9 protein-coding genes are annotated in these 12589 nt (G+C 66.6%); 3 read left to right on the top strand and 6 right to left on the bottom strand.

Features of this window, described 5'->3' with window-relative positions:
• Positions 1-6: 6 nt before the first annotated feature.
• A complete protein-coding gene (locus RW112_RS12570) occupies positions 7-900 on the bottom strand; it encodes a TIGR01777 family oxidoreductase (RefSeq protein WP_317782072.1) in 894 nt (297 codons plus the stop codon).
• Positions 901-973: 73 nt separating this feature from the next.
• On the opposite strand from RW112_RS12570, the gene RW112_RS12565 reads away from it, so the two are divergent.
• Positions 974-4465, top strand: coding sequence for a S41 family peptidase (locus tag RW112_RS12565; RefSeq protein WP_317782070.1), 3492 nt, complete (start codon positions 974-976; stop codon positions 4463-4465).
• Between the two features lie 148 nt (positions 4466-4613).
• On the opposite strand, the gene RW112_RS12560 is transcribed toward RW112_RS12565, so the two are convergent.
• On the bottom strand, positions 4614-5045 hold the full coding sequence (locus RW112_RS12560) for an OsmC family protein (protein WP_317782068.1): 432 nt from the start codon (positions 5043-5045) through the stop codon (positions 4614-4616).
• Between the two features lie 132 nt (positions 5046-5177).
• Here RW112_RS12560 and RW112_RS12555 point away from each other — a divergent pair, with 132 nt between their 5' ends.
• The gene (locus RW112_RS12555; RefSeq protein ID WP_317782066.1) at positions 5178-5567 is read left to right on the top strand and encodes a VOC family protein; all 390 of its coding nucleotides are present in this window, start codon (positions 5178-5180) and stop codon (positions 5565-5567) included.
• 122 nt (positions 5568-5689) lie between these two features.
• Here the strand turns inward: RW112_RS12555 and RW112_RS12550 are convergent, their stop codons facing one another.
• From RW112_RS12550 to RW112_RS12535, 4 genes are all read right to left on the bottom strand, one after another.
• A complete protein-coding gene (locus tag RW112_RS12550; RefSeq protein ID WP_305940543.1) occupies positions 5690-6040 on the bottom strand; it encodes a hypothetical protein in 351 nt (116 codons plus the stop codon).
• Between the two features lie 188 nt (positions 6041-6228).
• Complete coding sequence (gene sucB, locus RW112_RS12545) at positions 6229-7977, bottom strand: 2-oxoglutarate dehydrogenase, E2 component, dihydrolipoamide succinyltransferase (protein WP_317782064.1); 1749 nt, start codon at positions 7975-7977, stop codon at positions 6229-6231.
• Between the two features lie 126 nt (positions 7978-8103).
• On the bottom strand, positions 8104-9486 hold the full coding sequence (lpdA, locus tag RW112_RS12540) for a dihydrolipoyl dehydrogenase (protein ID WP_317782062.1): 1383 nt from the start codon (positions 9484-9486) through the stop codon (positions 8104-8106).
• Positions 9487-9761: 275 nt separating this feature from the next.
• On the bottom strand, positions 9762-11288 hold the full coding sequence (locus RW112_RS12535; protein WP_317782060.1) for a leucyl aminopeptidase: 1527 nt from the start codon (positions 11286-11288) through the stop codon (positions 9762-9764).
• Positions 11289-11607: 319 nt separating this feature from the next.
• Between RW112_RS12535 and RW112_RS12530 the strand changes: the two genes are divergently transcribed.
• A complete protein-coding gene (locus RW112_RS12530; RefSeq protein ID WP_305940547.1) occupies positions 11608-12546 on the top strand; it encodes a proteasome assembly chaperone family protein in 939 nt (312 codons plus the stop codon).
• Positions 12547-12589: the final 43 nt, after the last annotated feature.

Genomic DNA, 12589 nt, shown 5'->3' with positions numbered 1-12589 from the left:
CCGCTACTAATCCTTGCCGGTGGCCCAGACGGCACCCTGCTCCAGCGAGGGGTGCTTCCACTGGAATCCGGCCCCGGCCAGGCGCACGGGCTCCATGCGCTGGCTGCCCAGCAGGAGTTCGTCGGCCAGCTTGCCCATGACCAACCGCAGCACCGGCGCGGGTACCCGGAAGAGAGCCGGCCGGTGCAGCGCAGCCGCGAGCCGGGCAATAAGGGCGTTGACGTCCGCGTTCTCGGGGGCGCAAAGGTTGACCGGGCCTGACATGGGGGATGTCAGCAGGAAGCTGAAGGCTGAGGACACATCCGGCAGCGTGATCCAGGGCCAGCACTGCCGGCCATTCCCCAGCGGCCCCCCGACGCCGAGCCGAAGCAGCGGCAGCAGCCGTCCCAGTGCGCCTCCCGACCTGCTCAGGACCACCCCCGTCCGGGGAGTCACAACACGGACGCCGGCGGGCGCCCCGTGCGCGGCGGCTTCCCATTCCCGGCAGATCCGGGCCATGATGCCCGAACCGTTCGGCGAATTTTCGCTCAACACCGCGGCGCCGCGGTCGCCGTAATAATTGGAGCCTGACTGGCTGACGAAAACCGTCGGCGGCTGGTCCAGTTTCGCCATGGCAGCCGCCAGGGTCCGGGTGGGGTCCAGCCGGGAGCGGAACAGCTCGTCGATGCGGGACCGCGTCCACGGCCGGTCTCCGATCCCGGCTCCCGCCAGGTTAATCACGGCGTCCGCGCCCTCAAGATGGGCGGGATCAAGCTGCCCGGTCGCCGGATCCCAGCGTAGTTCGCCGGCACCTGCGGGTGCCCGCCGCACCAGGCGGATCACGTCGTGGCCGCCCGAGCGAAGATGGGCGGACATGTGGCTCCCGATGAGGCCGGACGCGCCAGCCATGATGATTCGCATGATCCATCTCACCATGCCCGGCACGGCGGCGGAACCTCCCGTCCGGCCCACCGACTTTGACTATGATCTAACGATGACCTCTTCGAGCTACTTTCGTTTCCCGCATCTGCACGGCGATCTGGTCACCTTCGTGGCCGAGGACGACGTCTGGATCGCGCCCCTGGACGGAGGCCGCGCATGGCGGGTTTCCTCCCTTCAGCTACCGGCCAGGAACCCCCGCTTCACGCCCGATGGCAAGCGGCTGGTGTGGACGGTAGTGCAGGGGACGGCGCCTGAGGTAGTTACCGCGGATGTCGACGGCGGAGGCTACCGCCAGCTGACCTATTTCGGCCACGCGTCCACCCGGGTCAAGGGCTTCACCGCTGCGGGCAACGTACTCGTCACCAGTGCGTTCCGGCAGGCCGAAAGCCGCCACACGCACGCCTACAGTGTTCCGTTGGAGGGCGGCTGGTCGGAGGAACTGGAATTCGGGCCGGTCGAGTCCGTGGCGTTCGGCCCGGAGAACGGCGACGAACGCCCGGTCGTCGTGGCCAGTGTGCTCTCGCGCGAGCCCGCTTGGTGGAAGAGGTACCGCGGCGGTACTGCCGGCAAGCTCTGGATCGACGCCGACGGGAACGGGGAGTTCGAACGCCTGGTCCCCGAACTGGACGGCAACCTCGCGGATCCCATGTGGGTTGACGGGCGGGTCGCTTTCCTGTCCGACCACGAGGGCTACGGGAACCTGTATTCGGTGCTTCCGAACGGCACGGGACTGCGCCGCCACACCGATCACGAAGACTTCTATGTGCGCCACGCAGCCACTGACGGCAAGCGTGTGGTGTTCGAATCCGCCGGCGAACTCTGGCTGGTCCCCGACCTGGCGTCGGATCCGGTAAAGCTCGACATTTCGCTGGGATCGGCCTCCCAGGGGCGGAGGCCGGCACTCCTGAAGACCACCCGCCACCTTGGCTGTGTGGTTCCGGACCACAGCGGCTCCTCCAGCGCTGTGGAGGCGCACGGCACCATCCACTGGCTCCGCCACAAGGACGGGCCGTCACGGATTGTGGAGGCCACACCCGGCGTTCGCGCCCGCCTGCCACGGCCGCTGAGCGAAGGCCGTATTGCCTACGTCGCCGACCACGACGGCGTGGAGGCCCTCTACATCAGCGACATCGCCCCGCAGCTGGCCGGCCCGCAGGCAGCGCCGGCCCCGCGGTCCCGGCAGGCCGCCGCCGGGCAGGAGTCGGGAGCCTCCCTTCCGAAGCCGGTACCGGCTTCGGGGATCACCCGCGCCGCCGAACACGGCCCGGACGCCGCAAGCGACGTAGCGGGCGGTGCGCCGGAGGATGCGGCCATCACGGCCGGCGGCGCTGGCAACGCGCGGCTGCGCAAGATCGATTTCCCCAAGGCGACGCGGACGAGTGCCATGGAGGCCAGCCCGGACGGCCGCACCATCGCCGTCGGAACGTCCTTCGGCGAGGTCTACCTGGCCGACACCCGGACTGGAACTATCAAGCTGGTGACCAGCATCGGCGAGGGCACGATCGACGGGCTGTGCTGGTCCCCGGACTCAGCCTGGCTTGGCTGGTCCGAACCGGTCACTTCCTTTGGCTCACGCAGCCGGCTTCGGATTGTCAAGGCGGACGATCCTGAGTTCCGGATCGTGGACGTCACGGACGGCCGCTTCCGCGACGCCTCGCCGTCGTTCACGCCGGACGGCAAGTTCATCGCGTTCCTGTCGAACCGGAGCTTTGACCCGGTCTACGACGGACACTCTTTTGACTTGTCCTTCCCGAGCCCGATCAAGCCGTACCTCGTTGCCCTCGCTGCGGATACGCCGTCGCCGTTTGGCCCGTCGGTGGATCTCGCCGACATGCCGTACGACGAACCGGCCGGCTCTGACGGAGCCGTCACGGACGCCGCCGGAAACGGCAACGCATCGGATGCCGCGCGAGCCGCAGTGCCGGCCGTCCGCGTGGACGCTGACGGGCTGGCCCATCGGGTTATCGGAGTACCGGTGCCGCAGGGAAACTACTCAGCACTCGAAGCCACCCCGGGCGCCTTGCTCTGGCTGGACAATGCCCTGGCCGGTGTCACCGGCGACGGACGGGCCAGCACTGACGACAAGGACGCCGCCCCCAGCCTGGTGCGCTTTGACATGGCCAAGCGCAAAACGGCCACCATAGTGGACGCGCTGGACAGCTACCGCGTCTCCGGCGACGGCAGGAAGGTGGTCTTCCTGCACGACAAGCAGATTCGCGTGGCGCCGGCCGATGCCAGAGGCGACGAAGATTCCGGCCAGCTGGTGAAGGTGGACGTCAGCCGGATCCGTGTGCTCCTGCACCCGCTGAGTGTGTGGGGACAGGCTTTTGACGAGGCGTGGCGGCTTCAGCGTGACTTCTTCTGGACCGAGGACATGGCCGGGCAGGACTGGGAATCCGTGCACCGCCGCTACCGTCCCCTGGTGGACAGGCTCGGCTCGCATGACGACCTGGTGGACCTGCTGTGGGAGCTTCACGGCGAACTGGGTACGTCCCACGCCTATGTCCGTCCGGCCGCTGTCACCGAAAACGGCAGCAACGGGCAGGGCCGCCTGGGTGCGGATCTGGCGTTCACCGCAGCGGGCTGGGAAATCACCCGCATCCTGGCGGGGGAGTCGTCCGACCCGCTCGCAACCTCGCCGCTGACCAGGCCGGGGGCGGACGCCAAGGCAGGGGACATCCTGCTGGCCATCGACGGCGTGGAACTGTCCGAAACGCTGACTCCCGCCATGCAGCTCGTGGGTGCCGCCGGGAAGGCCGTGGAGCTTACCTTGCGCAATGGTGCCGCCCACGGCGAGGCAGCAGGCAGGCAGCGCCGCATTGCCGTGGTGCCGGCCAAGGATGAGGAACGCCTGCGGTACCAGGAGTGGGTTGCCGGCAACCGCAGGACAGTGCGTGAAGCTTCCGGCGGAACGTACGGCTACCTCCACATTCCGGACATGCTGGCCAACGGCTGGGCCCAGTTGCACCGCGACCTGGATACGGAGACCGCCCTGGACGGACTGATCGTGGACGTCCGCCGCAACCGGGGCGGGCACACCTCCCAGCTTGTTGCCGAACTTATTGGCCGCAAGGTGACGGGCTGGAGCATGCCGCGCGGGGAGCGGCCCCGGACGTACCCCCACCACGCGCCCCGCGGCCCGGTGGTCATCCTGACTGACGAATTTGCCGGTTCGGACGGTGACATCATCACGCAGGTGTCCAAGCTGCGCGGGATCGGGCCGGTCATCGGCACCCGGACCTGGGGCGGCGTGGTGGGCATCGATAACCGCTTCTCCCTTGCCGACGGCACCGGAGTGACGCAGCCGCGCTACGCCACCTGGTTCAGCGGCGGCGTGGGCTGGGGTGTCGAAAACTATGGCGTGACGCCGGATATTGAAGTGACGTTCCCGCCGCACGCCTACGCCGCCGGCCGGGACCCCCAGCTCGAGTACGGCATCGGCGCCCTCAAGGAAATGATCCAGGAACTCCCCACGGACCGGCCCCCGCTCCGTGAGGGCTACCGGCGGCTGCGCCCGGCACCGCTGCCGGCCCGCAAGGACTGACCCGCAAGGAGTGACCCGGCCGGTTCCCCGGACAAACGAAGGCCCCGCCCCCGCCCTGGTAACCAGGGCAGGAGCGGGGCCTTTGCCGTCAGGCGGAGCGGCGTCGCTCGGAAGCGGCCGCGCTGCGCCTGTCCCCAGGCAGCCCGGACTAGGAAGCCGCGAGCGTGGCGTCCAGGGTGATGTCGATGCTTGCCAGGGCGCCGGAGACAGGGCAGCCGACCTTGGCTTCCCCTGCGATCTTCTGGAATTCCTCTTCCGAGATGCCCGGGATCCTGGCGTTCACCGTGAGGTGGCTGCCCGTGATGCCGGTGCCCGGCTTGAAGGTCACGTCCGCCTTGGTGTGGACCTCTTCCGGAGTGTGGCCGGCCTGCGCCAGCATGTTGCTGAAGGCCATGGAGAAGCAGGCCGAGTGCGCTGCTGCAATCAGTTCCTCGGGGCTGGTCTTGCCTTCGGCCTGTTCGGTGCGGGCCTTCCACGTGACGGCGTAGGTGCCCAGGCCGGAGCTGTCCAGCGTGGTGTTGCCGGACCCCTCGAACAGGCCGCCGTTCCATACGGTGTGCGCGGTGCGTGTTGCTGCCATATCCACTCCTCAGCTTAGATTCGATCCGGTCCGGGTTTCCGCCCGGACCTTCCGCATCAATCCTAGGGATTCATGAGCCGCGGCGCACGGGGTGTCCGCTGTCAGAGGATTATGACTGTCTACACTGGCTCAATGGGAACTCAACGCCGCCGGGACCGGTCCGCCAGCACTTCTCCGCAGGCGAGGATCGCCGCCATCATGGTCAATGCCGGGAACGCCGAAGAGCTTGCGGCGTTCTGGGCTGCTTTGCTGGGAACCACCGTTTCCGCGCGCTTCGACCAGTTCGTCTGGCTGAAGCCTGCCTCTGCCGGAGCGCCGCAGCTTGCCTTCCAGGAGGTCCCGGATGCCACTCCGGGACGGCGGCGTCTGCACCTTGATGTGCACGGCCCGGACCCGGACAGCCTCCGCGCCCATGCTGAAGCGCTGGGCGCCGTGTTCGTGGAGGGGCATGACATCGGTGACTTCCACTGGGACGTGATGCACGATCCCGAAGGGAACGAGTTCTGCATCGCCCGTGACTGACGTGTGAGTGGCGCGTGACTGACAGCAACTGTCCGGCGGACCCGGCGGGGACTGCCCGCGGGAACGACGACGGCGACGCCCCCGCCCGGGGTGCGTCGCCGTCGTCGTGAGCGTGCTTTGCGTTACTGCCAGAGGGTGGCGATGGCCACGTTCAGCAGCGCCAGGCCGCCAACGCTGTGCGCCAGGCCCTTGCTGATCGGCTCGTCCTTCTTGTATTTGCGGCGGCCCATGAACGCGAGGACCGCGACGGCCAGCGCGATGGCGAACTTGATGCCGAGTTTGAAGTAGTTCGCCTCCATGTCGAGCGCCGGGATGAGCCCCATCATCACGATGCCCGTGATGAGCTGCAGGGCCGCGCCGTCGAACTGGCGCGGATGTACCGTGGGCTTTTTCATGTTGCCGATCCAGATGCCGACAATCATGGCGGCGCCGACGATGTGCAGGAAGACCATGATGTTGTAAACGATGTCCATGCGCCCAGTTTAGCCAGAGGATTCTACGCTTCGTAGTAAGCCCCGCGGGCGGGGAGTGCGACGATTTGGTAACCACAACTGTCTGGTGACCAAACGAGGCAACAACGACGGCGGCGCAGGCCTCCCGGTGATAACCACCGGTGCCTGCGCCGCCGTCGTGTATGTGCTGCTGGTTGCCCTGCTGGAGCTTAGAGCCCCAGGTCCGCCTCGAAGGCGCCGGCCTCAAGGCGGGCCTTGAGGGTTTGCAGGAAGCGTCCTGCGTCGGCGCCATCCACCAGTCGGTGGTCGTACGTCAGGGAGAGGTACATCATGGAGCGGATGGCGATCGAGTCGTCGCCGTTTTCGTCAGTGACCACCACAGGGCGCTTGACGATCGCACCGGTGCCCAGGATGCCTACCTGCGGCTGGTTGATGATCGGGGTGTCGAACAGTGCGCCGACAGAACCGATGTTGGTGATGCTGAACGTTCCGCCGGACAGCTCGTCCGGGCCGATCTTGCCGTCGCGGGTGCGGCTTGCGACATCTGCGATCTTGCCGGCGAGGCCGGCGAGGTTCAGGCTGCCGGCGTCGGAGATGACCGGAACCAGCAGGCCCTTGTCCGTGTCCACGGCGATGGCCAGGTGCTCGGCATTGTGGTAGGTGATTTCCTGCTTGTCTTCGTCGTAGGCCGCGTTCACCTTCGGGTGCTGCTTCAGCGCTTCGGCGACTGCCTTGGCGATGAACGGCAGGAAGGTCAGCTTCACACCGTTCTGGGCCTGGAACGAGTTCTTGGCCTTGACGCGCAGCTTGGCGATCTTCGTCATGTCCACTTCGTGGACCTGCGTCAGCTGCGTGGAGATGTCCAGGGACTCACGCATGCGGCGGGCGATGACCTGGCGGATGCGCGGTGCCTTCTGTACGGTGCCGCGCAGTGACGAGGCGGCTGCGGAAGGCGTTTCCTGCTTGGATGCAGCCGGAGCCGGTGCCGCAGCAGCGGGAGCGGCCTTGGCTTCAGCGGCGGCCAGCACGTCCTGCTTGCGGATGCGGCCACCCACACCGGTGCCGGTCAGCGAGGAGATGTCCACGCCCTGCTGGTTGGCGAGCTTGCGCACCAGGGGAGTGACATAGCCTGACTCGGCCGGTGCTGCGGATTCTGCTGCCGGGGCTTCCTGCTTGGGAGCAGCCGGTGCTTCTTCCTTGGCGGGGGCCGCTGCCGGGGCTGCGGGTGCAGCAGCAGGAGCTTCCTGCTTGGGGGCCTCGGCTGCGGGCGCTTCCTGCTTGGGAGCCGGTGCTGCCGGTGCGGCGGCCGGGGCGGCAGCACCGGAGCCGATCACGGCAAGGACGGATCCGACTTCGGCGGTCTCGTCCTCGTTGACGCGGATTTCCTGCAGCGTGCCGGCAACCGGCGACGGGATCTCGGTGTCCACCTTGTCGGTGGATACCTCGAGGAGGGGTTCGTCAACCTCGACGGAGTCGCCGACGGCCTTGAGCCAGCGGGTGACGGTGCCTTCGGTGACGGACTCGCCGAGGGCGGGAAGGGTTACTTCGTGGCTTTCGCCGGAAGCGGCGGGGGCTGCCTCGGCAGCCGGGGCTTCAGCCGGTGCGGCAGCCTCGGTGGAGGGGGCTTCCTCGGCGGCGGGGGCTTCTTCGGCCGGTGCTTCTTCTGCGGCGGGCGCAGCCTCGGCAGGAGCAGCTTCTTCGGAAGCGCCGGCGGAACCGGAGCCGTCACCAATGCGGACGAGCGGGGCGCCGACTTCGGCGGTCTCATCTTCGGCGACGAGGATTTCCTCAATCACGCCAGCAATCGGAGAGGGGATTTCGGTGTCTACTTTGTCGGTGGAAACCTCGAGCAGCGGCTCGTCCACCTCTACCCGGTCACCTACCTGCTTGAGCCAGCGGGTGACGGTTCCTTCGGTGACACTCTCACCGAGGGCGGGCAAGTTAACGGATTCAGACATGTCGTCCCCGTTCTCCTTATTGATCTTTAGTGCGGATGATTGCTGCCGTGTTCGAGCTTAGTGCACCCTGCGGATCGGGCCGGGTGCACTAAGCTCAGGGTTCTTGCGGTGGTGCGGGCGGAATTTCTAGCCGTGGAGGGCTTTGCCCGCGAGGGCAAGGTGGGCCTCGCCGAGGGCCTCGTTCTGGGTGGGGTGGGCGTGCAGCAGCTGTGCCACGTCCTCCGGGTAGGCCTCCCAGTTCACGATCAGCTGTGCTTCGCCGATCTGCTCGCCCATGCGGGAACCGATCATGTGGACGCCCACCACGGGACCGTCCTTCTGCCGGACCAGCTTGACGATGCCGCCGGTGCCGAGGATCGAGCTCTTGCCGTTGCCGGCCAGGTTGTACTCCTGGGTTTCCACCTGGTCGTCGCCGAACTTTTCCTTGGCGGCCTTCTCGGTGTAGCCGACAGTGGCGATCTCAGGCTCGGAGTAGGTGACCTTGGGGATGTTGACGTCCTCAACGATGACCGGCTTCAGGCCCGCGATCTCCTCCGCCACGAAAATGCCCTGCTGGTAGCCGCGGTGCGCCAGCTGGACGCCGGGGACGATGTCGCCCACGGCGTAGACATTGCCGACGCCGGTGTGCAGGCGTTCGTTGGTGATAACGAAGCCGCGGTCGATGGTGATGCCGGCTTCTTCGTAGCCGAGGTTGGCGGTGACCGGTCCGCGGCCTACTGCCACAAGGAGCAGGTCGGCTTCGAAGGTCTTGCCGTCAACCAGGGTGACCTTGACGCCGTCGTTGTTCTGCTCAACGCCCTGGAAGAAGACGCCGGTGGAGAACTTGATGCCGCGCTTCTTGAAGGCGCGCTCGAAGTTCTTGACGATCGCAGCGTCCTCGTTGGGGACCAGGGACGGCAGGCCTTCAACGATGGTGACGTCAACGCCGAAGGACTTCCAGACTGAAGCGAACTCGACGCCGATCACGCCGCCGCCCAGGATGATGGCGCTCTTGGGGATGGTGTCCATGACGAGGGCTTCGTCGGAGGTGATGACCTTGCCGCCGATTTCCAGGCCCGGCAGGGTGCGGGAGTAGGAACCCGTGGCGAGGACAATGTTCTTGCCCTTGTAGGCAGTGCCGTTCACGACGACGGTGTCGGTGCCCTGCAGCTTGCCCTCACCTTCAATGACGGTGATGCCCTTGGACTTGATCAGGCCCTGGAGGCCCTTGAACTTGCCGGCGATGATGCCGTCTTTGTAAGCATTGACAGCGGACATGTCTATGCTGTCCAGCGTGACGTTGACGCCGTACTTCGCGGAATCGCGGGCGTGGTCGGCGAGCTCCGCGGAGTGCAGGAGCGCCTTGGTGGGGATGCAGCCGTTGTGCAGGCAGGTGCCGCCGAGCTTCCCCTTCTCCACGAGGCCCACAGTGAGCCCAAGCTGAACGGCGCGGAGGGCCGTGGCGTATCCGCCGCTGCCACCGCCGAGTACCAGGATGTCGAATTCTTGCGCAGTTGCCTGATCGGCCACTTAGACGCTCCCTCGCGTGAACGATGACACGAGAGTACGCATCATCTGGTCTTGGAACTTGCTCTGCCGTGATTATGCCAGCAGGCCGGTTCTCTTGCATTTGTGACTACCGCAGTTCACCTTAGCGAACCACTTATCCATGCTCCACCTTGTCACGGTGTTTGTGGAGCGCTTGTGTCCAGTGTCACGCGGCTTTGTGGCGGAGGGATCATGACCCGCCACAAAGCCGCGGACCGCCTCACCGGCCCTGCGGAGGGCCGGTGAGGCGGAGCCGGTTAAACGGAGGCCGCCAGGACGTCTTCGACGTAGGCCACCAGGGTACGGACAGTGCAGCCGGTGCCCTGCTTGGGGGTGTAGCCGTAGGGGCTGCCGTTGTTGAAGGACGGGCCGGCGATGTCGATGTGGGCCCACGGGATCTGCTCGCCGTCCTTGCCCTTGCCGACGAACTCGCGCAGGAACACCGCAGCGGTCATCATGCCGCCGTGGCGTTCGCCGATGTTGGCCAGGTCCGCAACCTCGGAATCAATGCTCGCGCGGAGCTCTTCCGGCAGGGGCATCGGCCACACCAGCTCGCCGGCGCGGTCCGCCGCGGACTTGAGCGGTCCGGTCACGCTGTCCGAGCCCATGACGCCGGCCGTGCGGTTGCCGAGCGCGATCAGCTGTGCACCCGTGAGGGTGGCGACGTCGATGATGGCGTCCGGGTACTCCTGGCTGGCGGCCACGATGCCGTCGGCCATGACCAGCCGGCCCTCGGCATCCGTATTAAGTACCTCGACGGTTTTGCCGCCGAACATGGTCAGGACGTCCGCCGGGCGCTGCGCGGCGCCGGAAGGCATGTTTTCGGCAATGCACAGCCACGCGGTCGCCTTAACGGGAAGGCCAAGGCCTGCGATCGCCAGCACGGTGTTAAGTACGACGGCGGCGCCCGCCATATCGCTCTTCATGTCACCCATGCCGAGGGCGGGCTTGATCGAGATGCCGCCGGTGTCGAAGGTGATGCCCTTGCCCACAAGCGCGATCTTGGCGGTAGCCTTCGCCGGCGCGTACTCCACCTTGACCAGGCGCGGCTGCCTGGTGGATCCCTTGCCGACACCCATGATCCCGCCGAAGCCCTCCTTCTCGAGGCGCTTCTCGTCCCAGACGGTGACCTTGACCGGCAGGCCCTTGGAGAGTTCCTTGGCGGCGTCGGCAAAGGACTCAGGGAACAGATGGCTCGGCGGCTGGTTGACCAGGGAACGGGTGGCGTTGACGGCCTTACCGATCAGGGCCGAACGGTTAAGGACCGGCTGCAGGTCCTTGTCAGCGGCGAAATCCGTGAAAATCACCACGTTCTTGACCGGCTCCTTGCGGCCGTTGGCTGCTGACTTGTACTCGCTGAACGAGTACGAGCCCATGGCGGCGCCCTCGGCGATGGCCGCGACGTCGGCGAGGGACGCCGTCGGAAGCGCCAGTGTCACGGTGGTGAGACCGGCCAGTTGGCGGACGGCGGAGCCGGCGGCGCGCCGCAGCGCCTCTTCGGTGAGTTTGCGTCCGGCGCCGGGCTTGCCCACTCCGGCGAGTACCAGGACGGAGGCGCCTGCTTCCGGAAGGCCCGGCAGCCTGTGCACCTGGTCGGCCGCGCCGGTGAGGCCAAGAACCTTCAAGGACTCCGCGACGGCCTCGGCGGACTTGGCCGACAGCGGGTTGTCCAGCAGCACCGGACCGTCCGGACCCTGGGCGACTCCAACGACCAGGGCGTCCGTCGGTGTCTTCTTAACGTCACGCGCAATGACGCTAAGTTTGATTTCAGTATTCTTGACCACGAGGATCAGTCCTCAATTCTCTGTGATTTTCGGCAGGAAGCGCATGTTGGGCGCCCCGCCATGGGAACGGGCCGTCGTCGGCTTGAGACGCAACCCGGTGTCTGCAAGGCCGTCCGTAGGGCCAGTTCCGATCGTAGTCTCTCCGCACCGGCGGCGCTGAATTTGATGAGACCTGCAGCACATTGCCCTGATGCGGAGCCGTGCCGGAATGCTTCGCACGGCCGGTGCGTTGTAGGACATATCCGGCGGATCTGCCCGGATCACTCCGCCCATAGCGCTGCCGATCCCGCCTCCGCCGCCACTTCGAAAGGAACATGCCGTGCTTGAACGGATTTCCGGCTCCCTGCTGGACCCCGACGCTCTTTACGTGAGCAACGCCGAGCTGTTCGACGACCCGGCCCTCCGCGGGCTCAATCTCGTGATGGGATTCACGGGCTTCGCGGACGCCGGCCATGTGGTCAAGCAGATTACTGCCGAACTGCTGGACACGCTGGACTCGCAGGTCGTGGCAGTCTTCGACGCCGACCAGCTGATGGACTACCGCTCGCGCCGTCCGCACGTCACGTTTGTGGAGGACCACCTCCAGGACTACCAGGCACCCACCCTTGCCCTTTACCGGCTGGTCGACGGGCTGGGGAAGCCGTTCCTGTTCCTGGCCGGCTTCGAACCCGACCTCCAGTGGGAGCGGTTCGCCCGCGCCGTCGTCCGGATCGTGGAGCACCTCGACGTGAACCTCGTGACATGGATCCACTCGATCCCCATGCCCGTTCCCCACACCAGGCCCGTGGGCGTCACTGTCCACGGCAACCGGCCGGAGCTCATTGAAGGTATTTCAGTCTGGAAGCCAACGGTGGAGGTCCCCGCCGCGGTGGGCCACATCCTTGAACTGCGCCTCACCGAAGCCGGCCGCAACATCGCCGGGTACGTGATCCATGTCCCGCACTACCTCGCCGAAGCGGAATACCCCAACGCGGCCGTGGCAGGACTCGAGTATCTTGGTGCGGCCGCCTCGCTGATGCTGCCGACGGACCGGCTCCGGGAGTCCGGCCGTGAAGTCGGCCGCCAGATCGCAGAGCAGCTTGAGGCTTCGGAAGAAGTGCAGCAGGTGGTTTCACGCCTCGAGACCCGTTATGACGAGAAAGCGGAGGGTACAGTGCGCCGTTCCCTGCTGGCGGATGAAAACGATGAGCTGCCCAACGCTGATGCGCTCGGCGCGGCGGTGGAGGCCTACCTCGCCCGGGAAGAGCCCGGCCAGTAGCGCCGTCAATAAATAGGACTTATCCCGGCAACGGGCATAATGG

It is taken from the genome of Arthrobacter sp. B10-11, from assembly GCF_033142195.1.
In the GTDB taxonomy this organism is placed as follows: Bacteria; Actinomycetota; Actinomycetes; order Actinomycetales; family Micrococcaceae; genus Arthrobacter; species Arthrobacter oryzae_C.
Note: the sequence above shows the minus strand (reverse complement) of the source record. Positions and strands in the feature narration are given on the sequence as shown.